This is a genomic window from Arthrobacter yangruifuii, assembly GCF_009192775.1.
Classification (GTDB): Bacteria; Actinomycetota; Actinomycetes; order Actinomycetales; family Micrococcaceae; genus Arthrobacter_B; species Arthrobacter_B yangruifuii.
This window is the reverse complement of sequence record NZ_VTFX01000004.1, coordinates 246,837-270,100: the sequence shown is the minus strand read 5'-3', so window position 1 is coordinate 270,100 and position 23,264 is coordinate 246,837. Positions and strand designations below refer to the sequence as shown.

Below are 23,264 nucleotides of genomic sequence, written 5' to 3'. Positions count from 1 at the left end.
TCGGTTCCTTACGTGGTCGGAGTGTGTTCGGGGAACGCGTTTTCCGCGGACTCCGGAGTCCAGCCCAGGCGGGAGAGCCGCTGCAGTTCATCCGTCAGCGGCTTCCGGGTGGCCTGGAACTGCTCCAGGGCGTCCTTCACGGAATCGGCGGCCACCAGGGCGTCGGCCAGTGCACCTGCGTCCTGGATGGCCGAGTTGGCGCCCTGGCCCTGGTGGTGGAGCATGGCATGCGCGGAATCGCCCATGAGGGTGACGGAATCGCTGTGCCAGCAGTCGATGGGATCAATGTCGTACACGGAGCGGCTGGTGACCTGGCTGATGTCCAGGGTGCGGGCCACATTGACGATCCGCTCGTCGAAGCCTTCGAGCAGGGAGACGAGGTAGTCGTTGGTGATCACCGGTGCCCAGCTGTCGTCGTCGGAGGCAGCCGTGATGTCGTAGGACACCTGGTTGCGGTGCCGCAGCGGGAGGTTGTAGGCGATGGTGCCGGTCTGTGCCACGTAGAAACGGGGGTTGTCGTCGGTGACCAGGCCGAAGGCATCGTCTATGGAGATGACGGTGCGGTAAGCGTGTTCGCCGGCGAAGACGGGTTCCTTGTCGCTGAAAAGCTGCTGGCGCACCAGGGAACGGATGCCGTCGGCACCGATGACCAGGTCCGCGGTGACCGTGCTGCCGTTTTCGAAGGTCACCGTTGCGGTGTCGCCGTTATCCTTGATGCCGGTCATCTTGTGCCCGGTGTGCACGAATTCCGGGGGCAGCACACCGAAGAGGGCTTCGATGAAGTCTCCGCGGTGGATGATGCGGGTGTGGTTGGTCTGGGCGAAGCCGTGCAGCATCGGCCACTCTTCCCGGGCCAGGACCTGCCCGCCGTCGGCGGTGACGATTTCCAGGTATTCGCTCGGGGCACTCACCGCGGCGATTTCGTCGAAGATGCCCCACTCGCGGAACAGCTCCACCGTGGCCGGACGCAGCCCAATGCCCGCACCCACCTGGCCAAAGGCCGGTGCCTGCTCATACACATGGACGTTTTCAGCGCCGGCGCTGCGCAGGGCGATGGCAGCCGCGGCGCCGCCGTAGCCGCCGCCGATAATGGCAATCTTCAGGTCCTTGAGATTCTGCATGGGATTCTTCACTTTCTTTTCGCCGCTGCGTCGGTGCACCGGCGGAACGAATCGGGAGGGAGGGGGAGGGGACGGAGGGGGAGGGAGGGGATGGCCGTGGGGAGAACGGTCGGGGAGTTGCGACAGGGAAGCCGCAGGTCAGACCGACAGCGACAGGAAGTCGGCAGGATTGTCAACGAAGAGGGTGGTAATGGTTTCCTCGTCGATGCCGGCGTTCCTCAGGTCCGGCATGAGGTCCTCGAAGATGTAGTTGACCGTGTGGCCCTTGACGCCCGGCCAGCCCAGCGGGCTGCAGTTGGCATCGGCGGAGGCGAGCAGCTGGCTCAGGTGCCCCTTTTCGATCAGGGTCAGGAAGTGGTTCAGCCGTTCCTTACGGGGGCGTGCCCAAAACGGCGGGTCAGGAAGCTCGGTTTCGTAGCCGAACGTGTCGAAGCCGATGCGGCCGCCCTGGCCCATGATCCATTCACTCGGGGTATTCGGGGCGTTGAGCCCGTCATCCGCATGGCCGAACAGCACCCGGTCCAGCGGCAGGCCTTCCTCACCGAAGATGTCGATGGCCGGTGCCGGATCGATGGCCAGATGGGTCAGAATCGGGGCGCCGGTGGCAACGGAGGCGCGGGCGGCCGCCCGGTAGATTTTCTTGTCCAGCTCGGTCATCCGGCCGCCGCGGCTGACGCCCACCTTGATGACGCCGGCCTTGCTGCCGGTGGTGCCGATGCCGACAGTGATCTCGGAGATGAACACCTCCGCCAGGTAGGCGACGCCGGCCCGCGCAAAGTGCGGCAGGGCGGTGTCCCCGCCCACGAAGCCGGTGCAGGCCACAATGTGGACGCCGGTCTTCGCGGAGAGGGACTTGTAATAGTCGACGTCGCGCCCGTTGCAGATGCCGGTGGCATCCACGAAGGTGCCGCCGCCGTACTCGTGGAACTGCCGGAGCTTGGGGACGGTTTCCGCGTACCGCTGCTCGGGGGTCTTCCACCATTTCTCGTCCAGCTCGCTGCCGGGCATGCCGTAGCCGATATGTTCATGGATGGCGACAATGCCCAGCTCGGCAGCAGGGATCGTGCCCAAAACAGTGTTTACTTTTGCCAACACCAACACCTCAGAAAATAGATAGGTTTTACGGTTTTCAGGCCTGTGCGTCAGGCCCGGGCCGGGACGGCTGCCTGCACGGAAAGCAGGGCGCGGGGGTTGCCGACCAGGATGCGTTCGGCATCGGCGCCGCCAACCCCCCGGGACTTCAGGAAGGGCATAAAGGCGGACAGTACGTAACTGAAGGGCAGGTCATAGTCGGGGTGGCCCTTGGCCACGCCGACGGCGTTGCCGGAGAGCAGGATCCGGTCGGCAAAACCTGCAGCAACGAGTTCCAGCACCAGGGCTGCACGCTGCCGGTCATCCACATACCCGGGATCCTCATTGAGGCCAACATGGTCCAGTCCCACGTAGGCGCCGCGGCGGGCGATTTCGAGGGCCGCACCCGCCTCAACGGCGTCGCGGCGGTCCAGGCCGCCGACCAGGACGCGGTCCGCAGGGAGTCCCTCGTCGAGGACCACGTCGAGGTCATGCAGGGCGTCCGCCCCGAAGCGGATGGAGAGCGGAACGCCGGTGGCCAGCGCGGTGCGTGCAGAGCCGCGGAACAGGCTCTCCTCGGTGGGCGTCATGCCGGCACGGTCCGCCGTCGTCGTCACCAGCCCGGCGGCGGCCCGGCGCTCAAGGCGGGGGATCACCATGCCCTCGGTTGCCTCTCTGGTAAACAGGTCCGCGAACTTATCAGCAGGCCACGGCGTGGGCGGGTTGGTCTGCGGTGTGAGGAAGTAGCCGCCCAGCATTTCCTCGGGACCCATGCCCGTGGAGGCGATGATGTTCACGCCGGTGGAGCGGGACAGTGCTTCATACAAACGAAGGTCCCGGCCGTGGAACATGCCGGTGCTGTCCACGATGGTCCGTCCGCCGTGGCGGTGGAAATCGGTCAGCTTCGCGGCGAGGACATCGAAAATCTCCGCCCGGTCCATGGTGATCTCCGGAGCGTATTCCGCGCCGGGAACCACTGAGAGGAGTGCCTCGTGGACGGCCACCGGACCCAGCTGATCTGCGGGGACGGGACCGAGGACGGTATTGACGACGGCGTTGCCGTTCTGATGTGCGACGGCGCCGTGGGAAGTACGTGCGGCGTCGTCGCCGACGAAGTGGCTCACTTGCCTCTCCTTTGAAGCTCGGGTGGATTCGGGGCGCCCAGATGGCGCTGGTCACACCCGGGTTGGGAGTGCCTAGCATCACAGATTTCTTTACATCGTGTCAAGTAAGCCATCGGGATGTCAGGCAAATATGTGATGCTTGACACATTGTAAAGCTTTCATCCACACTGTCACCTGAACGCCGGGATCCAGCGGCTTCACGGCCGGCGCCCTGCCGGCGGACGGAAACGAAGGAGTTTCACCCATGAGCACCAGCTTGAGAGCGCGCTCGGGATCGGCGCGGGCCACGTTTTTCACTGCCTACAGTGCGGTTGCCCTGGCGCAGATCACCAACGCGTTGCCCGGTGCCCTCAACGGCACTTTCGCGGCGGAGTTTCATACCTCCGGCGCCGGCCTGACGTGGATTGCCGGCATTTTCATGATCGGCGTGGTCGTCTTTGAGCTCAGCTGGGGGTTGCTGGGAGACCTGTTCGGACGGAAAAAGCTGCTCTATGTGGGAGCGGGACTGAGCATCGCCGGGTCCGTCCTGGCCGGTCTGGCCCCCACCACGGGCGTGATGATTACCGCCCAGGCCATCGGCGGCATCGGGGCGGGCATCCTGTTCCCGATTTCACTGTCGATGATCGCCGCGATTACCCCCGATCACCGGGCCCGGGCACGCGTCATTGCCACCTGGGCCGGTTTCCTGTCCCTGGGGGCGGTGATTTCCCCGGTTCTTTCCGGCCTGACCTCCCAGCTCTTCACCGTGCCCGGCGCCGGCGCCGGTGATCCCAACGTCTTCAGTGGCTGGCGGGTGGCGTACTTCATTGCCGCGGCCATCGCCCTCGGCGTCATGGTCAGCGCCACCCGGGCGCAGGATTCCGCTGCCCCCGAAGGCCGCCGGCTGGACCTGCCCGGACAGGCAACGCTGGCCCTTGGCCTGATTGCCGCCCTCTATGCAACGGTGCGGGCCGTGGACGCCGGCTTCGGCGCGTGGGACGTCATCACCGGCTACCTTGCCGGCGGCATCCTCCTGATCCTCTTCGTAGTGGTGGAATCCCGCACGGAGCAGCCGCTGATCCATCTCTCGCTGTTCCGGAACCGGGCCTACTCCATCACCGGCATCGTGGCCGTCACGGGCATGTTCGCCTTCCTGGCCGTCTGCTACAGCACCAGCGTGGCGGTGGGTGGGCTGGCCCTGGCCGAGACCTGGAAGGTGGGGGTGTTGTTCGTCTTTATCCAGGGACCGGCCTTTGTCTTCATCCCCGTGGTGGGATGGCTGATCCACCACGTAGCCCCGCGCTGGGTCCTGACCTCCGGCTTCGCCTTGATGGCCGTCTCCGGCTATTGGCTCTCCACCTTCCCGCTGGGCACACCCGAAGCGTTCGGAGGGACCCCGTGGACGGCGTTTATGCTGCCGTTGCTCCTGCTGGGGATCGGCTTCGCCCTTACCGTCGGCTCCATCACCGCCGTCGCCATCAACACGGTGGATGAGCACCATATCGGCATGGCCTCCGCCACCACCAACCTGCTGCGGGACCTGGGCTTCGCCCTCGGACCGGTCCTCGGGTCGGTCATTGCCTTCGGCATCGGTGCCACCGCCTTCGCGGCGCCGCTGGCCGGAATCCTCACGGGGGCAGGGCTCACGCCCGCTGCCGTTGAGGGGCTGTCCAACGTGCCGCCGCTGGCCTTCCTGTCCGGCTGGTCCGACGTCGTTGGCACCTTCTCCGGTTCGGCACTGTCCGGCGGCGCCCCGGCGGAAGCCGTGGACGGTATGGTCCGCAGCCTCACCGGAGTGCAGCCGCAGATCCAGGGAGCTGCCGGGTCCTCACTGGGCCGGGGCTTCCAGGCCGTGTACCTGACCGCCGGGATTGCCGCGACGGTCTCGGCCTTCCTCACGCTCTTCATTACCTCCGCCTCAACCTCGGCACCCGGTACCGCCGCCGACGCCGCGGACGCCGCGGATGAATCCGCCGAAGCCAAGGCCGGCCTCTGAACCGGCCCGGATCTTCCCCAACACCCCCGTACCCCACACCCCCGTACCCCAACAGACAGGAGAGTGCCATGACGGCACCCGCCGAATCCGACGTCGATCTCTGGGATGACGCCATCCTCGCTGACCCGTATCCCGTGTACACCGAACTGCGCGAACTCGCGCCGGTGGTTTACCTGCCGCGCAACGATGTGTATGTGCTGACCCGGTATGACACCATCCGCGACGCACTCGGGGATCCCGAAACCTTCTCCTCCACGTCCATTGGATTCAACCCGATGGTGAACGAGGCGCTGGCCGGGACCTCCCTGGCCTCCGATGCGCCGCTGCACACCCAGCTGCGGGCCGTCCTGTCCGCAAACCTCACGCCGCGCGCCCTGCGCGGACTGAAGGTAGTGATCGACGAGAAGGCGGACAAACTCGTTGCCGCGCTCGCCGCGGGCGGGGGATTCGAAGCCGTCGACGCGCTTGCCCGTGCCTTTCCGCTGGATATTGTTTCCGATCTGATCGGCTTCGAGGGGCCGGTCAAGGCGAACATGCTGCGCTGGGGGCAGGCAGCCATGCAGGTGATCGGGCCGCTGAACCAGCGCACCCAGGAGAGCTTCCCCATTGCGGGTGAACTGTACGAGTGGTGTTCCTCCGTAACGGCCCGGGACCTGCTGCCCGGCTCGATCGGGCGCGGCATCTTCGACGCCGAAGCCCGTGGGGAGATTCCCGCAGGCTACGCCGGGAACATCATCCACCAGTACCTCGGTGCCGGCGTGGACACCACCATCGCCTCCATCGGCAATATTGTGGCGTTGTTCGGCCGCCATCCGGAGCAGCTGGAACTCGTCCGGGAAGATCCGGCGCTGGTACCGGCGGCATTCGCCGAAGTGCTGCGCTACTGGGCGCCGATCCATGTGTGGGGACGCCGGGTCACCCGGGACGTGGAGATCGGCTCCGCCGTGCTGCCGGCCGGCGCGCAGGCCGGCATCCTCTTCGGCGCCGGAAACCACGACCCGCGGCATTACGAAAATCCGGATACCTTCGACGTCACCCGCAACCCCGTGGACCATCTCTCCTTCGGGTACGGACCCCACGGCTGCGCCGGGCAGGGGCTGGCGAAGCTGGAAGGGCACGCCATTGTGTCCGCCCTGGCCCGGCATATGAAGTCCTGGACGGTGAGCGGGGAGCAGCGGATTCCCAGCAACATTACGCGCAGCCTGGAACAGCTGCAGGTGACCGGGGTGGAGGCAGCATGAGGATCGAACTGGACCGGCCGCGTTGCGAGGGGCACGGATTGTGCGAGGAAGCGGCACCGGAGCTGATGCACCTGGACGACGACGGCGAGCTGGTGCTCGACGTCCCGGAGGTGGATGCGGCGGACGCGGCGGCGGCCAATGCAGCAGTGCGGATCTGCCCCGTGGCAGCCCTTCGGCTTAGCGTATGAGGCCCGGAGGATGAAACAGCGCCGCATAGTGGTGGTCGGCAACGGCATCGCGGGCCTCACGGCCTGCGACACGCTCCGCACGGCCGGCTTCGACGGAGAGCTGACCGTAGTGGGCGCAGAACCCCACCAGCCTTACAGCCGTCCGGCCTTGTCCAAGGCGCTGCTGCACGGCGGGGACACCCTGTCCGCCCACGAACTGCCCGCCCCCACCCACGGGGCAACAGAGCTGCTCGGGGAAACCGCCGCCGGGCTGGACGTCCGGGCACGGGTGCTCCGGCTGGGCGGCGGAGGCGAGCTGCCCTATGACGGCCTGGTGATCGCCTCGGGGTCCCGGGCGCGCCGGCTCACTGCCAACGACGGCGGCGCGGGGCAGGAACTCACCCTGCGGACGTTCGAGGACGCGGTCCGGCTCAAGCAGCTGACCGCCGGCCGGCCGTCGGTGATAGTAGTGGGCGGCGGACCGCTCGGAACGGAGGTGGCGTCGGGCTGCCTCTCGGCGGGCTGCGAGGTGACGCTGGTCTCCGACGGGCAGCCGCTGTCCCGGCAGCTGGGCGGATACCTGGCGGATCTGTTCGTCTCCGCGGCGGCCCGGCAGGGCCTGCGGATGGTTCACGGCGGCAGGGCCGAGCTTGTTACTTCAGGCTCCGGCCCCCGGGTGCTGCTGGCCGACGGCACCGTGCTGGAAGCGGACCTGGTGGTGACGGCCGTTGGCGATCTGCCCAACACCGAGTGGCTGGCCGGCTCCGGACTGCTGACCGGCGGTGCCCTCCGGGTGGATTCGCGCGGCCGGGTGGATTCCCGCGGCCGGGTCCGGCCGGAGATTGTTGCCGCCGGGGACGTGGCCGGTTTTCCAACCGGCCGGGGCCTGGCCCGGGTACCCCTGTGGACCAGCGCCATTGACCAGGCCAAGGTGGCGGCTGCGGGGCTGCTGCGGGGGCAGGAGGCAGCCGAGCTGAAGTTCCAGCCGTATTTCTGGACCGAAGCGTTCGGCCTGTCGCTGAAATCGGTGGGTTTCACGCCCGTCAGCGGCGCCCCCGACTACACCGGGCAGGGGTCCGATGAGGACTCGCAGCTGATGTGGTGGGCCAATCCTGCCGGTGCAGGAACCGCGGTGTCGGTAAACTACCGGATCCCGGTTCCCAGGCTGCGCCGCCTGGCTAACCAGGGACCGGCTGCGCTCGGCCCGCCGGTGCCATCACAGCCCTGACCGGCTGTTAGTGTGAACAGCATGTCGTCGCTGCGTGAGGCCCAAAAACAACTGACGCGGGACAGGATTGTCGAGTGCGCCCTGGAGCTCTTCACTGCCAAGGGCTACGCCGCCACCACCATCGATGAGATTGCGGTGGCGGCCGGCACCACCCGGGTCACCTTCTACGCCTACTATCCTTCCCGCACCGAGCTGATGAAGGACTTCATGGGCCGGGTCAACGCGGTCCTGGAACGCGCCTCCGGTGCCGGACAGCCCTCCACCGCGCAGGAGCTGGTAGACGTGGTGCACGCCGGGGAGCTGGCCGGCATCCTGGGCTGGCTCGAGTCCCGGGCAGCGCTCTGGCCGGTATTCCGGCCCTATCTGGACGTGCTGGAGGAGGCTGCGGCCCTTGACCCGGAGGTCCGTGCCCTCATGGATGCCTGGCATGAGGAAGTCATCTCCGACCTGGTCCGGGGACTGCAGGTGGCCGGCCGCTTCGCCGCCGAAACCCACCACATCCGGGGAACCCTCGCCTACACACAGCTGGACTATGTGGCCACGCTGTGGACCAGGCGGAAGCTCGAGCCGCACCGCGAGCATGCGCTCGAGGTGCTGGCCGACAGCTGGTACCACCTGCTGTGTGATGATTCCTGACAGGCGCTTTCGCCCAAAAGGCCCGCCGGAGTTTTTTCCGGCGGGCCTTTTTGTGTGTTCCGTGGTTCTTAGAGCTCCGTGACTGCTGCCTCGTAATCCAGGCGGGGCAGGCGGGGGTAGCGCGGTTCGCCGGCAGCCGGAACACCGATGTTGACCACCAGGAAAGACTTGCGGTCCAGGCCGGCGTGCAGGTCCGCGTCCAGGCCTGCGGCGTCAAAGCCACCCATGGGTCCGGCGGACAGGCCCACGGAACGTACCGCGAGCAGGAAATAACCGGCCTGCAGGTGGGCGTTGTTGTTGCCCATCACGGTGCTGAGCTCGGGGTTGGCCGCGAAGACGGCGCCCTGTGCGGGAGCGGGCGGGAAAACCGTGGCGAAATGCCGGTGCCAGCTGATGTCCACGCTCAGGACTGCGGTCAGCGGCGCCGCCTCGGTTTTGGCCTTGTTGCCGTCGGCCATATGCGTCACCAGGCGCCGCCGGGACTCGGGAGAACGTACCCAGGTGATCCGCAGCGGCTGGATATTCATCGCCGTGGGACCCATCTTGGTCAGTTCGTAAATGTCCCGGAGCTGTTCGTCGGTGACCGGCTGGTCCGTGAAATCGGAGACGGTCCGGGCATCGCGGAAGAGAAGGTCCAGTGCTGCCGAGTCGAGGGCAGAGGTTGATTCGAGAGTGCCGTCGCTCATGCGCAGCAGTCCTCCTTCAAGGAGATGGTTGAAGCTTTAACCATACGGCTGCGCCGGAAGATATCCAAACGAACGGCCGGCCGGGTACCGGGGCGGGTCCTAGCGCGCGGTAACGAACCGGTACTTGAACCGGTCCGCGCGGTGCACCGCCGACCGCCAGCCGGCCGGCTGCCCGTCGGTGGTGTAGAAAACGGTCTCGATCACCAGCAGCGGACTGCCCTCGCGCACGCCCAGGGCGGCGGCCTGGTCCGACGAGGCGGCGGTGGCCCAGGATTCGTGCTCGGCCCGGCCCAGGGCGATGCCCAGATCCTGCTCCAGCAGCTCGAAGCCGGAACCTGATTCCTCCAGTTCGGAGACGGTGGGAGCAAACCCTTCGGGAGCGCGGATGTAAATGCGCGCTTCGAGCAGAGGCTCACCCTCGACGGAAATCACCCGCGTAAAGTGCAGGACGCGTTCCGCGGCGTCGATGCCCAGGATTTCCGTCATCTTTTCCGGAGGTGCCACCCGCTCGATGTCCGAAACGATCGACGCCGGATGCAGGCCGCTTTCCGTCAGGTAATGGTAAAGGTCGCCGGTGCGCACGTGCGCCGGACGGAGAATGCGCGGACCGGTGACCGGAAAGGTGCCCTTGCCCTGCTTCCGGTAGACGTACCCTTCCGAGGAGAGCTCTTTCAGGGCCTGCCGGATGGGTGCCCGGCTGACGCCGAAACGGTCCAGCAGCCGGTCCTCGGTCATGGGCGTTCCCGGATCCGCGGTCCCGTCGGAAATCTCCGTGCGCAGGATGTCCTTGATCTGCCGGTACAGGGGGACCCCGGAGGCAGGATCGAGTTCGCCAGAGGCCATGGGGAACGCACTCTCCAAGTGATAAACAGCGGGGATCACAGTTAATCACGAATCACGGCATGACACCGGGACGCGGGCCCGGGAGAGACCCCCGCGAAGGTCCGGAGGTTCGGAACCGCAGCCCTAGGCGGCCGCATCCGAGGGCGACCAGACGGCGTCAAGCCGGCCGCCGGCGTCGTCTTCGGAAATACCCAGGGCAAGGGAGATCTCGGTCAGCAGCGGGCGGCGGGCGTGGCGCAGCATTTCCCGCTCCGCCTGCGACAGTCCGCGGTCAGCCTCGCGCAGCATGAGGTTACGGACGACGGCGGCAATCACCATTGGATCGCCGGTGGCGATTTTCTCGCTGTTCTCTTTGAACCGACGGGACCATTGCGGATCCTCATCATCGGCGGGAGACTTCAGGACCGCGAACAGAGCGGCCAGGCCGGCGCCGTCAAGCACCGGACGCAGGCCCACGTGTTCCACCTGGTCAACCGGAACCCAGACCATCAGCCGGGAGGACTGGACCTCCAGGACAATACAGTCCTTCTGCATCCGGGGATGGGTTTGATAGGACATCACGACCGCGGGGCCGTGGTGGGGATGGACCAGAACCTGGCCCTCTGAAAATGGCAAGTAGCTACCTCCTGGCGGAAGTCCGGGTGCCACGCTCGACGCCGCCCGGCAGGATGCCGGCGGTAACCATCGTTTCAGGGCCGGCGGGACTCCGGCGCCGGAAAGCACAGGCATCCCCGGAACCACCGGTGGAGACGGGCCTGCCTGCGAGCTTGGCCGCTCCTTCCATTTTACGCCGTCCGCGCCGGTAAAAACCGGTGCCCGGGGCAGAAGCGGGTACGCGGCGCCCGAAATTCAGGAGGCGGCCGTTGCGCCGGCAGGCGACGGACCCCGCGGCGCAGGGAGGCAGAATGGAAAGGTGAATGCTCCAGCCTCCCAGCTCCCGCCGGACCTTCGGCAGCCGTTCGACCTGATCCGCATCGGCACCGGACTGGTCTTCGCCTCCTCCCTGCAGGAGCTGGCGGGCGTGCTGCAGCCAAACGGTGGCACCGCCGTCGTGCAGGCACCCCCGGGAACCGGCAAGACCACGCTGGTGCCGCCGCTCGTCGCCAATATCCTGGCGGGAGGGCGCACCCGGCCGAAGGTGGTGGTCACGCAGCCGCGGCGTGTCGCGGTCCGGTCCGCGGCGCGCCGGCTGGCGCAGCTGGACGGCACTGCCCCGGGTGGGCGGATCGGCTACACGGTCCGGGGCGAGAGCCGCAGCGGACCGGACACGCTCGTGGAGTTCGTGACTCCGGGCATCCTGCTGCGCCGGCTGCTGGCCGATCCCGGGTTGGAGGGCACCGCGGCGGTTGTTCTGGATGAGGTCCATGAGCGCGGACTGGAAACGGACCTGCTGCTCGGAATGCTTGCCGAGGTACGCCAGCTGCGCGGGGACCTGACCCTGGTTGCCATGTCCGCCACCCTGGACGCGCAGCGCTTCGCCGCACTGGTGGGTTCCGGTGACGGTCCGGCCCCGGTGATCGGCTGCCCGTCCGCACTGCATCCGCTGGAGACCGTCTGGGCGCCGCCAGCGGTTCCCCGGCTGGATGAGCACGGGGTGACCCGCGGCTTCCTGGACCATGTGGCGGACACGGCGCTGCGCGAACACTCGCACGCCGTCGCCGGGGACCCCGGCATCGACGCACTCGTGTTTGTCCCCGGTGCCCGCGAAGTGTCCGTGGTGGCGGGCCGGCTGCGTTCCCGGGTCCCGGCCGGCACCGAAGTGCTGGAGCTGCACGGCCAGGTGGGCCCCGCCGATCAGGACCGCGCCGTGTCCGGGCGTTCGGCCGGGGAGCCGGCCCGGATCATCGTGTCCACCTCGTTGGCCGAATCCTCGCTGACCGTGCCCGGTGTCCGCCTGGTCATCGACTCCGGCCTGGCGCGTGAGCCGCGCCGCGACGCTCTGCGGGGGATGTCCGGGCTCGTCACCCTGTCCTGTTCCCGTGCCTCGGCGGACCAGCGGGCCGGACGTGCCGCCCGGCTCGGCCCCGGCATCGTGGTGCGCTGCTATGACGACAAGGCCTTCGGGGCCGCCCCCGCGCATCAGACCCCGGAGATCGCCGTCGCAGACCTCACCTCCGCAGCCCTCATCCTGGCCTGTTGGGGCGCACCCGGGGGTAAAGGGCTTGCCCTTCCCGATGCTCCGCCGGCCGCCGCCCTGCGCGATGCCGTGGAGGTGCTGCAGGGCATCGGCGCCGTGGACGCTGCCGGGAAGGCGACGTCCCGGGGTAAAACCCTGGCCCGCGTTCCGGCGGATCCGCGGCTTGCCCGGGCCCTGCTCGACGGCGCAGGGGCAGTGGGAGTGCGGGCCGCAGCCGAAGCCGTCGCCCTGCTCTCGGCGGACCACCGGGCACCCGGTGCGGACCTCACCAGGCTGGCGTCCGGACTGCGCAACGGCCGGGAGCCGGGGGAGCGGCGCTGGTCCGAGGATGTGCGCCGACTGGAACAGCTGGCCCGCCGAACCACAACGGGCGCTCCGGCCGCGGCCGGGGTTTCCGGTTCGGACGCCCTGGGCTACGTCGTTGCCCTGGCCTTCCCGGACCGGATTGCCCGGCGCGTTCCAGGCTCGGGGCCGGAGCAGTATCTGCTGGCCTCCGGGACCAGGGCCGGCCTTCCCTCCGGCAGCTCCCTGACCGGGCAGGAGTGGCTGGCCGTCGCCGAAGCCACCCGTGCACAGGGCAGGGACGCCGCGGGCACCGGTGCCGTCATCCGCTCGGCGGCGCCGCTGACCCTGGACGCTGCGGAAGCCGCGGCCGAACATCTGGTGACGGACACCGTGGAAGCGGACTTTGCCGGCGGCCGGATCACGGCACGGCGCGAACACCGGCTGGGGGCCATCCTGCTGGGTTCCACCCCGGTACGCCCGACCGCTGAAGAGGGCCGGACCGCCGTCGCCCGCGCCCTGGCGGCCCGCGGCCTGGACCTCATCGGTTTCTCCGACGCAGCCGAGGCACTCCGCCGTCGCCTTGGCCTGCTCCACCGGGAACTGGGGGAGCCGTGGCCTGATGTCAGCGATGCGGCCCTGCTGGGCCGGCTGCAGGACTGGCTTGGACCGGAGCTGGACCGCCTGGCCGGCGGGGCCTCCACCCGCAGCATCGACCTGGCCGATCCGCTGCGGCGGCTGCTGCCGTGGCCGGCCGCGTCGCGGCTGGGTGAACTCGTGCCCGAGCGCCTGGAGGTTCCCAGCGGCTCACGGGTCCGCATTGAGTATCCGGAGGCGGGGCACGACGGCGGCAGGCCGGTGGTGGCGGTGAAGCTGCAGGAGTGCTTCGGGTGGGCGCAGACACCGCGGCTCGTGGACGGGCGGGTCCCGGTGCTGTTCCACCTGCTGTCCCCGGCGGGCCGGCCGCTGGCGGTTACCGATGACTTGTCCTCCTTCTGGTCAGGTCCGTATGCGCAGGTCCGGGCCGAGATGCGCGGGCGGTATCCCAAGCACCCTTGGCCGGAGGATCCGTGGTCTGCCAGGGCCACTGCCCGGACCAAGGCGCGGATGTAGTTTTTTCCATGCAGCTACACCTCCGTGACTTCCTCACCGTGCCGTCCGGGCGCGGGCATCGGCTACCCGCCGTCCGCGTGGCTGCGGGCATTTTCGCACCGCTGCTGGTCCTGATCCTGCTGGGCCGCACCGACCTGACGATGTGTGCCGTCTTCGGGTCACTGACCGGCATTTTCGGCCGTGCGGAAGTGCACTGGCGGCGCCTGCAGCACCAGTCCCTGTCAGGCCTGCTCATGGTCCTGACCGTGGTGGCCGGTGTGTTTCTGTCCCTTTCCGGCGCGGAGTCCTGGACTGTTGTAGGCGCCGGAACCCTCATTGCCGGCCTTGTTGCGGTGGCTGCCAGTTATCTAAGGGTTCGGCCCGCCGGTCCGTTTACCTACATCTTCGCCTTTACCGCTACGTCCGCGGCACCGTTCCCTGGCCGGTTGGAGGAAGCTGCGCTGACCGTGGCGGGCAGCGTACTGCTCGCCGTAGCGCTGGGTTTTGCCGGCAGGCTGCACGCGCGTCGGCATACTCCGCGCCCGCTGCCGCCGTACCGGCCGCCGTCGTGGGGGCGGATCCTGCGTCACTCGGGCCGTTACGCCGTGGCCGTCGCCGCCGCCGGATCGGTCTCGGCAGGGCTGGGACTGGGGCACGGATACTGGGCGATGCTCGCCGCCTGTGCTCCGATCGCGGCAGTGGATGCAGCCGGGGGAACCATCCGCGCCGTGCACTTCATCCTGGGTACCTACGGGGGTGTGCTGGTCTCCGCGGTGCTGCTCCAGGTTTCATGGTCGCCGGTCCAGCTGGCGGTGCTGTTAGCCGTGCTGCAGTTATGCGGGGAGATCTACGTGGCGCGGCACTATGGCCTGGCCATGGTGTTCCTGACGCCGGTGGCCCTGCTCATGACGGGGTTTGTCGCCAGCCAGCCGGTGCTGACGGTGACCCTGGACCGGGCCGTCGAAACGACCATCGGGGCGCTCGTAGCCGTGGCGGTCATTGCCGCCACCACCCGCAGTGGCTCGACGGCTGCTACTGCCTCGACGCGCTGAAGAGCTGTGCCGAGCCCTCGACGTCGGCCGTTGTCGGGTCACCCAGGTAGAGCATGCCGGCACCCTGTTCCAGGTAGGTGTTCACGTCGCCCACCGAAACCATCGCTTCTCCCCGGGCAGCGAGCACCACGGTGAACCGTTCCAGCGGGATGGAGGCGGTGCCGCCCTGGATCACGGTCCGCCGCAGGTCCAGATCCTCGCTCCACAGCGGAATATGTTCCTGGCACTCGTTGATTCGCTCCACCTCAAGTGGTGCGGGCCCGGGCCGGCCGTTGTCCAGAACCTGCTGCAGTTCGGCAACGTCCACGTAGTCCGTGGTTAGCCCGGCCTTCAGGGCATTGTCGGACAGGCCCATCACCACCAGCGACTGCCCGGAAAGATAGGAGTGGAGGCAGCCCGCAGGGGTCACCATTGCCTGTCCGGTGTCCAGCTTGAGGAGGTTCATGCAGAGGGCTATGAGAATCCCGCGGTCGCCGGGGAAAAGCGGCTCAAGCCGGCGGAAGACGCCAGCCGCGTCAGCCGTGGGACCGTCGGTTTCGGTCACCTCTGCCATGGCGGCCTTGGTTTCCCGGATTGCACGCTCAGTCTCGGACGGTTCCATGCGCAGGAGGGCGTGTACCGGCAACTCATGCCGGAACGCCAATATGCCGCGAAGCCACGGAAGGCCCGCTCCGTCGGCGATGGCCCGCAGTTCTTCCCGGCTGCGCTCTCCCGACAGTACGCGGAGCGGCGTGAGCGCTACGGCTACTTCAAACTTGGCGTACCTGTCCTTATAGTTTCGGTTTCCGGCGTTCAAGGGGACCCCGCGGGTTTGTTCCCGGACATAACCGGCCAACGCCTGGTCCGGCCGGGGATGCAGCTGAATCGGCTTGGGTATATCCGCGTCCATGACATGCATCCGGAACGGGATAGGGCGGGCCGGTATCTGTTCCGGATTGGAGAAACGGCGGGGGTGGGCGGCAAGAAGCCGATGGAGGGCACCGGGGAGGTCATCGGGATCCCAGGTAATCACGGCACCCGTGGCGGAGGGAGAACTGTGCCGGCTGTCCCGGCCGTGCTGCCCGGCGTCCTCGTCCCCCGGTGCATTCATTGCAGCTGCAGGGTTGCGGGTTTCCCTTACCTGGCCGTAGACGGCAGTCACGGGGTGCAGCGCCTCCTTACGGACGGCAGGTGAGGCCAAGACCGCCCCATGCCACTGATGGACACCGGCCTGGCTTCCTTGGCCACACGACAATTTCCGTTCAAGGTTACCGGGTTTCCGCCGCGGTGCGGGGGGCCCGGGCTCCCGGTTTTCAGTAGTCTCCCTCACCGGCTTATAGAACCTTCCCAGCCCACCCCGAGTGTCCGCCAGTGTGAACGGCGGCGTGCCGCGCCCACCGTGTAAATTCCCCGTAGTAGATGCACTCAATGCAATAATTAACGAAATACTTACACATCCGAAAGAAGCAGGTGCGGTCATGGAATACGCGGCGCGGTCGGTCCCAAGCAACCTCCGAGCGGACGGTTGAGCCGGTGGATTTCCTGGTACTCCTGATCGGGCTGCTTTTCGGCACCGTGCTGGCCGCCGGAATCGGCGAACGCATCCGGCTGCCGTACCCGGTGCTGATGCTGATCTTCTCGGCACTCATCGCCTTCCTGCCGATCATTCCCGAAGTGCACATCAACCCTGAACTGATCCTTCCCCTGTTCCTTCCGCCGCTGCTCTTCGCCGCAGCGCAGCGGAGCTCCTGGTCTGTTTTCCGGCTGCGCTGGCGTTCCCTGATACTGCTGGCCGTGGCCCTGGTGGCCGTTACCGTGGCCGTGGTTGCGGGTGTCTCCTGGGTCATGGTGCCGGCGCTGGGCCTGCCGGCCGCGATTGCGCTGGGAGCCATTGTCGCTCCGCCTGATCCGGTGGCAGTGGAAGCAGTTGCGGGCAAGGTCCGCATGCCGCGGAGGCTGATCACGGTCCTGCAGACCGAAGGCCTTTTCAATGACGCCATTGCCATCGTCATCTTCCAGGCAGCAGTCGCCGCCAGCACCAGCGGCGGAGACGTGGGCTGGGACGTTGTACCGAAGTTCCTGATCGCCGCGGCCGGGGCCGTGGTTTTGGGGCTGGCCATGGCCTGGGTGGTCGGCAGCCTGAACCGCTTCGTGCCGAACCTCGTGGCCCGCTCGGCGTCGACGCTTGTTGCTCCCTTTGCCGTTTACCTGCTTGCCGAAGAGTTCCACTTCTCCGGAGTGGTTGCCGTCGTCGTCACGGCGTTGGAGCTGGGCCGCCGTGCACGTCCCCAGGACTCCGAGGAACGCCTGACACGAACCGCTTTCTGGGATGTGGTGGAGCTGCTGACCACCGGTGCCGCGTTCGGGCTGGTGGGCATCGAGATGCGGTACATCATTGAGGACGAAGGCAGGGAACTGCTGGCGTTTATTCCGGGCATCGTGGCCGTGTGCGCCGCCGTGCTGATAGTCCGGTTCCTGTGGATGATGGCCATCTACCGGATCGGCGGCGCGGAAAAGAACAGCGTGCCGGGTTCGCTGAAGGAGGTTCTGGTCCTCACCTGGTGCGGCATGCGCGGGCTGGCCACCCTGGCCCTTGCCCTCGCACTTCCGGGCACCACGCTCGCCGGCGAGGCCCTGCCCGGGCGCAACTTCGTGGTGGCCTGTGCGTGTGCCGTTCTCGTGGTGACCCTGGTGGTTCCGGGGCTGACGCTACCGTGGCTGATGCGCGTCCTGAAGCTTCCCAACGACTCCAGGGAAGCGGACCGGATGGAACGCGAGCTCGCCCTCCGGGCCGAACGTGTTGCCGTGGAAACCATGAAGCGCTCACCGGCCATCCAGCAGCTGCCTCCGGACCGGCGCGCCGCCCTGGCCAAGCGGATGTCATCACTGCATGCCATGTTGGAGAGCGACGGAGAGGACGAGTCGCAGAAGCTGCTGGACAGGAAGGCCACCCTGGAGATCATGGACGTGGTCCAGCGCGAGGCCATGGATGCTGCGCGCCGCGAAGTGCTCGACGCCCGCCAGCAGCGCGGCGTTGATCCCGAAGCCGTGGACAGGGTGCTGCGCCGGCTGGATCTGCGCACCGTGACCATGGACCGCCGGGAACACCACTAGACTTCGGCACCATGAGCAACAATGGAGAGACCTGGCCGCATCTGGGTGTGGCCTGGCTGGTGCAGTCGGTTGCGGCCGCCGTGCTGGCGGTCACCGTCGTCGTCCTGCAGTTCTGGATCTTCCCCGAGACGGTGCAGGCCATCGTACTGCTGGCCCTGCTCCTGGGCTCGGCGGTGATGCTCATGCTCTCCGCCCCCCTGGTCTTCACCTGGCTGCGCAACCGCTTCCGGCCCGGGACGGGGCTGATCCTCACAGCGGCGGCTGCCATCCTGGGCGGATGCGCGATGGTAGTGCTGTTTGTGCTGGGTTTCGGGCTGCTGGTCACCGGTTTCTAGCGGCGCACCTTTTCCGCGGAGGGCGAATATCCGCACCGTGGAATCCCCGGCCAACGTAGGCTGGCAGGCCTGGCCCGCTGAAGTGCCGTCCATCCCCGCGCCGCATATGGCGCCCGCGCACCCTGAACAGGACCCTGCCTCCTTGAGTATCGATCCCTCCGCACAACCCGTGCCCGCCGCCGGAACCTCCCGGCGAGCTGCAGCCGCACCCTCCGCCTCCGCCGCACCGTCCGTGTCAGGCGGCCGGGACAAACTGGATCCGCGTACCAAGACCGTGATCGGCCTGCTGCTGGTGTCCTCGTTTGTGGTCATCCTGAACGAAACGATCATGAGCGTGGCGCTGCCCCGGCTTATGGCAGACCTCAACATCAGCGCGGGAACCGCCCAGTGGCTCACCACCGGCTTTATGCTGACCATGGCCGTGGTCATTCCCGCCACCGGCTTCCTGCTGCAGCGCTTCTCCATGCGCGGGCTGTTCCTGACCGCCATGTCCCTGTTCAGCGCCGGCACCCTGCTGGCCGCTCTGGCCCCTGGCTTCGGCACGCTGCTGGGCGGGCGGGTCATCCAGGCCGGCGGTACCGCCATTATGCTTCCGCTGCTGATGACCACTGTCCTGAACGCCGTACCCGCGCACCGGCGCGGGCAGATGATGGGCACCATTTCCATTGTCATCGCGGTGGCGCCGGCCATCGGCCCCACGGTCTCCGGCATCATCCTCAACGCACTGGACTGGCGCTGGATGTTCTGGCTGGTCCTGCCCATCGCCCTGCTGTCCCTGATCCTGGGCGCGGTGAAGGTGCAGAACCTGACGGAGACCAAGCGCGTGCCGTTCGACGTGCTCTCCATTGTGCTGTCCACCTTTGCCTTCGGCGGGCTCATCTTCGGGCTCAGCAGCATCGGCGAGGCCGCACAGGGCAAGGAACTGATGCCGCTGTGGATTCCGCTCACCGTCGGTGTCCTTGCCATGGCCGGATTCGTCCTGCGCCAGCTGGTGCTTCAGCGTACGGACAGTGCCTTAATGGACCTTCGCACGTTCGCCAGCAAGCCCTTCGTGGTGGCAATTGTGATGGTGCTGGTTTCCATGATGGCCCTGTTCGGCTGCCTGATCGTCCTGCCGCTGTACCTGCAGAACGTGCTGGGCCTGGACACACTGCATACCGGGCTGCTGCTGCTTCCCGGCGGCGCCGTGATGGCCATCCTGTCTCCGATCGTGGGCAACCTGTTTGACCGGTTCGGTCCCCGCCCGCTGGTGATTCCCGGTGCCGTGGTGCTCAGCGGCGCGCTCTGGGGAATGACCCTGCTGACCGATCAAACCCCCACGGGCCTGGTCATCCTGCTGCACTGCCTGCTCAATGCCGGACTCGGCTTCATCTTCACGCCGCTGTTCACCTCGGCACTGGGCTCCTTGGACAAGTCCCTGTACTCCCACGGCAGTGCCATCATCAACACACTGCAGCAGCTGGCCGGAGCGGCCGGCACCGCTGTCTTCATCACCCTGATGACCACCGGTACGACGGCGGCCCTGGCCGACGGCGCGTCAGCCGTGGGCGCTGCCGCTTCCGGCGTGCACACGGCGTTCTTCTGGGGTGCGGCGGTTTCCCTCGTGGCCGTGGCGGCCTCGTTCTTCGTCCGCCGGCCCACCAACGAACTGCCCGAGGGGTTGGCCGCCCACTAGGAGGTCCCGGAACCCGGGGAAGGGGAGCGGCTGCTGCGCCGCCGGAAAGCCGGCAGCCCGGTGATTTCCGGCAGCAGCGCTCCCGCCGACCGTCCGCGGAAGGCACCCAACCAGACCCCGGCACCGTAGGCAAGGTCATCCAGGCGGCGGGCCGCTGCGAACCGGAGCGGATCGAGGTCCGCTCCGGTCCGCACGTATTCCACCCCGGCATCCACTGCGGCGGCCAGTAACGCTGCCCGCCGCAGCCGCGCCGAAAACGCACAGCCCGCAATGGTCAGCGGCCACCAGTGCCGAAGCAGCAGCGCGGAGCCTTGTCCCAGTGCCGCCAGGATGCCCTGTCCCACCAGCTCCCCGGCGAGTCGCGCCGGCTGCGGGCTGCGCCGCAGCCGGCGGCTGAGGCGCAGGGTGGTGGCTCCGGCCAGGGCTGCGGCCACGGGCAGCGACCAGCGCCGCTGCGCCAGCAGGGCCAGAAGGAAGGCAACGCTCCACGGAGCCAGGACGGCGGGCGCAACGCTGTTGCCGTGCCGCCGGGCAAGCTCGTGCGCCCCGGTACCGTAAAAGGCCTTCCGCGCCAGCCACGCCGACACTTCCCGCCGGTGCTCATGCCGGGCCGCAACCGAGGGCTCGTACCGCACCCGCCAACCCCGGCGGACCAGGCTCCAGACCAGATCCACGTCCTCAGCCACCCGGAGTTCCGGGCTGAACCCGCCGCCCAGGGCGTCGACCCGGCCCACCAGGCAGGCGGCGGGCAGCCAGGAAACCGGTCCCCGGGGATGCACCAGCGAAGCGCGCCGGCCCAGATCCAGCGAGGACCGCGAATCTTCATACCGGCAGATCCAGCCGGGGCTGTTGTCCGGATTCCAGCCCAGGATCCGGGGCGCCACCAGTGCCACCCCCGGATCGGCAAAGTGGCGCAGCAGTTCCGGAATGGTTCCGGGATCCAGGACCATATCCGAGTCCACGAACGCTACGTAAGGGGTCTGCACCAGGGCCAGCCCCGCATTACGTGCAGCACCGGGGCCCACATTGACCGGAAGCGGGAGGTACCGCGCGCCGTGGGCGGCCGCCGTGTCCGCGACGGGCTGCGGCGAACGGGAAGCGTCGTCGACCACAATGACCCGGTATCCGGAACCGATGCTGCCGAGCAGCCGATCCAGCTGGTCCGGCCGGTCCCGGACCGGCACCACCACAGTCACGGTGCCGGCGGGAAGCCGGGCGCCGGTATCCGCAACGGCTTCGGCGTCCACCGGGATTCCCGCATCCGCCGCGGGATCAGCCATGCCGAAGGCAAGGAGCTTTTCCGCTAATGCCGCCGACGCTTCGTCCGAGACCGAAAAGGATCCCCCTGCCAGCAGGTTCCGGGCGGCGGCATTGGGAAACAGGACCCGCAGGGGAGCGCCCCCTGTCAGGACCCGGCTCTCCGGGCCGACCCGCACCCTGCCGGAGAGCTGCACGGTGAATCCTGCCGGGAGCCGGAATCCAGCCGGGAGCGGACCTGCAGGGAGTGCACCCGCCGGAAGCGCAGTCACCGGACCCCCGCGGGCAAGCGCAGTCACCGGACCCCCGCGGGCAAGCGCACCAAACACCCGTTCGCATCCGCCGAACCGCCCAGCCGGGCAAGGACAGCGGACGCTGCCGAATCCAGCAGAGCCTTCCCCTCGGTGGCGGAGGCGCCGGCGGGATCGCCCAGCACCCCCAGCGGGGACACTGACTTCACTCCGCCGGAGCGCAGCGCAGGCATTAAATCGGCTATGGGCCGGGTGTTGCCCGGCACCGCCCGGTCCAGGCGGACCCGTTCCGGCGACAGATGCAGCATCAGCGAGGTTTCGGTCCGGCCGGCATGGGCATCTCCGGCAAACCCGCAGGGCACCCAGCCCACCCGGTGGTTCTCGGCCGCCAACTGCCGAACCCCCCGTACCAGCGTGGGCACGTTTCCACCGTGGGCGTTGACGAAGACAATGCGCTCCGCCCAGACGGAGAGCGAGCGGGCGAGCTCCACCAGGACGAGCAGCAGCGCCTCGTGTCCCAGCGAGACGGTTCCGGGAAAATCCTGGTGCTCTCCGCTGGCGCCGTACGCCAGCGCCGGCGCAACCACGACGTCGGCCGCCCCGGATTGTGCTGCCGCTTCCGCCGCCACGGCAGCGGCGATGACGGTATCCGTATCCAGGGGCAAATGCGGCCCGTGCTGTTCGGTGGATCCGGTGGGCACCAGGACCGTGAGTCCCGGCCGGACGTCCGGCCAGGCCAGGCCGGCCAGCGCAGTCCGGGGAGGAAACGCAGCCACCCTAGCCCTCACGGTCCTTGGGCGGGTCACCCACCGAGCGGGAAAAGCCGGACGGGATGACCAGATCACCCGGACGCAGTTCCTGGATGGAGGTCTTTCCGAGCCCGCGCAGCGCGGAGTCCAGTCCGCCCTGGAGAATGTCCAGGACATTCTCCACCCCGGCCTGCCCGTTTGCCGCCAGGCCCCAAAGGTAGGCCCGGCCGATCATCACGGCCCGGGCACCCAGGGCCAGCGCCTTGGCGACGTCGCTTCCGCGGCGGATGCCGCCGTCCAGGAGCACCTCCACCTGGTCGCCGACGGCCTGCGCCACGGCGGGAAGCATCCGGATGGTCGCCGGGGTGCCGTCCAGGTTGTTCCCGCCGTGGTTGGACACCGAAAGGGCCGTGACGCCCGCGTCCACTGCCCGGCGGGCATCGTCCACACGGGTAATCCCCTTGAGCATGAAGGGACCGCCCCAGGTCTCGCGCAGCCAGGCGACATCCTCCCAGGTGGGCGGCGGCGTCTGCATCCATTCCCCGTACGCACCGAAGAAGGTGGGCGCCTGGCCGCCCGGCGGAACCAGGTTGGGCACCGTCAGGTCCGGTACCCGGCCGGATTTGGCAAAAGCAAGCAGCCAGCGGGGATGCGGAAGGACTTCCGGTGCCAGCCGGGCCATGGCCTTGAGCGTCATTTTCTCGGGGATCACCGGGCTGCCCCAGTCCCGTCCGTTGGAGAAGGACCAGTCCAGGGTGGAAATCAGGCCCGTGGCTCCGGCGGCCCGGGCACGTTCCATCCGCTGGACCATGGCGTCACGTGTACCGCTCCAGTACATCTGGAAGAACAGCTGGGGGGCCGCCGCCCCGACCTGTTCCACCGGCTTGCTTGCGAAGGAACTCAGGCTCATCACGGTTCCGCGGTTCGCCGCGGCCCGCGCCACGGCTACTTCGCCGTCCGGATGCACGGCCTGCACCCCGGTGGGGGAAATGATCACGGGCAGGGAAATGGGCTGCCCCATCACGGTGGTGGAGAGGTCGCGCTTGGCGGACTGCCCCACCACGTGCGGGGCGAACCCCAGCTCGGAAAACGCGGCAATGTTGTCTTCGACGGTCACCCCGCGCTCGGAGCCGGCAACCAGGGCTGAGTAGACAGACTTCGGCAGGTTTTTCTTGGCGCGGCGCTGCGCCTCGGCAACGGTTTCAAACCAGGGGTTGGTCAACATGAGTCTGCCTTTCGGAGTTGAGAC

The 23,264-nt window shown here is 68.0% G+C and carries 20 protein-coding genes; 10 read left to right on the top strand and 10 right to left on the bottom strand.

Annotation, left to right across the window (positions count from 1 at the left end; all coding sequences use genetic code 11):
• Window positions 1-8 precede the first annotated feature (8 nt).
• From GD627_RS09195 to GD627_RS09185, 3 genes are all read right to left on the bottom strand, one after another.
• Complete coding sequence (locus tag GD627_RS09195) at window positions 9-1,121, bottom strand: FAD-dependent oxidoreductase (RefSeq protein ID WP_152272247.1); 1,113 nt, start codon at window positions 1,119-1,121, stop codon at window positions 9-11.
• Between the two features lie 138 nt (window positions 1,122-1,259).
• Window positions 1,260-2,192: a phosphotriesterase family protein gene (locus GD627_RS09190; RefSeq protein WP_246165410.1), complete on the bottom strand. Its 933-nt coding sequence runs from the start codon at window positions 2,190-2,192 to the stop codon at window positions 1,260-1,262.
• Window positions 2,193-2,263: 71 nt separating this feature from the next.
• Window positions 2,264-3,316 carry a phosphotriesterase family protein gene (locus GD627_RS09185; protein ID WP_152272245.1) on the bottom strand — a complete coding sequence of 351 codons (1,053 nt, stop codon included), beginning with the start codon at window positions 3,314-3,316 and terminating at the stop codon, window positions 2,264-2,266.
• A gap of 244 nt (window positions 3,317-3,560) precedes the next feature.
• On the opposite strand from GD627_RS09185, the gene GD627_RS09180 reads away from it, so the two are divergent.
• From GD627_RS09180 to GD627_RS09160, 5 genes are all read left to right on the top strand, one after another.
• Window positions 3,561-5,291, top strand: coding sequence for an MFS transporter (locus GD627_RS09180; RefSeq protein ID WP_152272244.1), 1,731 nt, complete (start codon window positions 3,561-3,563; stop codon window positions 5,289-5,291).
• 68 nt (window positions 5,292-5,359) lie between these two features.
• The gene (locus GD627_RS09175) at window positions 5,360-6,532 is read left to right on the top strand and encodes a cytochrome P450 (protein ID WP_152272243.1); all 1,173 of its coding nucleotides are present in this window, start codon (window positions 5,360-5,362) and stop codon (window positions 6,530-6,532) included.
• Window positions 6,529-6,720, top strand: a complete 192-nt coding sequence (locus GD627_RS09170) for a ferredoxin (RefSeq protein ID WP_146362156.1) — start codon at window positions 6,529-6,531, stop codon at window positions 6,718-6,720. Before GD627_RS09175 ends, GD627_RS09170 begins: the two co-directional genes overlap by 4 nt.
• Window positions 6,721-6,730: 10 nt before the next feature.
• A complete protein-coding gene (locus GD627_RS09165) occupies window positions 6,731-7,927 on the top strand; it encodes an NAD(P)/FAD-dependent oxidoreductase (RefSeq protein ID WP_152272242.1) in 1,197 nt (398 codons plus the stop codon).
• A gap of 21 nt (window positions 7,928-7,948) precedes the next feature.
• Window positions 7,949-8,563, top strand: coding sequence for a TetR/AcrR family transcriptional regulator (locus tag GD627_RS09160; protein ID WP_152272241.1), 615 nt, complete (start codon window positions 7,949-7,951; stop codon window positions 8,561-8,563).
• A gap of 68 nt (window positions 8,564-8,631) precedes the next feature.
• On the opposite strand, the gene GD627_RS09155 is transcribed toward GD627_RS09160, so the two are convergent.
• The 3 genes from GD627_RS09155 to GD627_RS09145 form a co-directional block, all read right to left on the bottom strand.
• On the bottom strand, window positions 8,632-9,249 hold the full coding sequence (locus GD627_RS09155) for a malonic semialdehyde reductase (protein ID WP_152272240.1): 618 nt from the start codon (window positions 9,247-9,249) through the stop codon (window positions 8,632-8,634).
• 99 nt (window positions 9,250-9,348) lie between these two features.
• Window positions 9,349-10,092 (bottom strand): GntR family transcriptional regulator, encoded by a 744-nt coding sequence (locus tag GD627_RS09150; protein ID WP_152272239.1) that lies wholly within the window; start codon window positions 10,090-10,092, stop codon window positions 9,349-9,351.
• 123 nt (window positions 10,093-10,215) lie between these two features.
• Window positions 10,216-10,707, bottom strand: coding sequence for a CarD family transcriptional regulator (locus GD627_RS09145; protein WP_186764260.1), 492 nt, complete (start codon window positions 10,705-10,707; stop codon window positions 10,216-10,218).
• 298 nt (window positions 10,708-11,005) lie between these two features.
• Here GD627_RS09145 and hrpB point away from each other — a divergent pair, with 298 nt between their 5' ends.
• Entirely contained in the window at window positions 11,006-13,624 is a 2,619-nt protein-coding gene (gene hrpB, locus GD627_RS09140; RefSeq protein WP_194266013.1) for an ATP-dependent helicase HrpB, read from the top strand.
• Between the two features lie 8 nt (window positions 13,625-13,632).
• On the top strand, window positions 13,633-14,655 hold the full coding sequence (locus GD627_RS09135) for an FUSC family protein (protein WP_152272237.1): 1,023 nt from the start codon (window positions 13,633-13,635) through the stop codon (window positions 14,653-14,655).
• Here GD627_RS09135 and GD627_RS09130 read toward each other — a convergent pair.
• Complete coding sequence (locus tag GD627_RS09130) at window positions 14,636-15,796, bottom strand: cupin domain-containing protein (RefSeq protein ID WP_194266012.1); 1,161 nt, start codon at window positions 15,794-15,796, stop codon at window positions 14,636-14,638. The genes GD627_RS09135 and GD627_RS09130 overlap by 20 nt on opposite strands.
• Before the next feature lie 371 nt (window positions 15,797-16,167).
• Between GD627_RS09130 and GD627_RS09125 the strand changes: the two genes are divergently transcribed.
• From GD627_RS09125 to GD627_RS09115, 3 genes are all read left to right on the top strand, one after another.
• The gene (locus GD627_RS09125) at window positions 16,168-17,748 is read left to right on the top strand and encodes a Na+/H+ antiporter (RefSeq protein WP_152272235.1); all 1,581 of its coding nucleotides are present in this window, start codon (window positions 16,168-16,170) and stop codon (window positions 17,746-17,748) included.
• 11 nt (window positions 17,749-17,759) lie between these two features.
• The gene (locus GD627_RS09120; protein WP_152272234.1) at window positions 17,760-18,083 is read left to right on the top strand and encodes a hypothetical protein; all 324 of its coding nucleotides are present in this window, start codon (window positions 17,760-17,762) and stop codon (window positions 18,081-18,083) included.
• Window positions 18,084-18,189: 106 nt separating this feature from the next.
• Window positions 18,190-19,758 (top strand): MDR family MFS transporter, encoded by a 1,569-nt coding sequence (locus GD627_RS09115; RefSeq protein WP_152272511.1) that lies wholly within the window; start codon window positions 18,190-18,192, stop codon window positions 19,756-19,758.
• On the opposite strand, the gene mftF is transcribed toward GD627_RS09115, so the two are convergent.
• The 3 genes from mftF to mftD all read right to left on the bottom strand — a co-directional run bounded on the left by mftF (window position 19,755) and on the right by mftD (window position 23,240).
• Window positions 19,755-21,212 carry a mycofactocin biosynthesis glycosyltransferase MftF gene (gene mftF / locus GD627_RS09110; protein WP_152272233.1) on the bottom strand — a complete coding sequence of 486 codons (1,458 nt, stop codon included), beginning with the start codon at window positions 21,210-21,212 and terminating at the stop codon, window positions 19,755-19,757. The genes GD627_RS09115 and mftF overlap by 4 nt on opposite strands.
• A 98-nt stretch (window positions 21,213-21,310) precedes the next feature.
• The gene (mftE, locus tag GD627_RS09105; RefSeq protein ID WP_246165409.1) at window positions 21,311-22,042 is read right to left on the bottom strand and encodes a mycofactocin biosynthesis peptidyl-dipeptidase MftE; all 732 of its coding nucleotides are present in this window, start codon (window positions 22,040-22,042) and stop codon (window positions 21,311-21,313) included.
• Between the two features lies 1 nt (window position 22,043).
• Window positions 22,044-23,240 carry a pre-mycofactocin synthase MftD gene (mftD, locus tag GD627_RS09100; RefSeq protein ID WP_152272232.1) on the bottom strand — a complete coding sequence of 399 codons (1,197 nt, stop codon included), beginning with the start codon at window positions 23,238-23,240 and terminating at the stop codon, window positions 22,044-22,046.
• Window positions 23,241-23,264 lie beyond the last annotated feature (24 nt).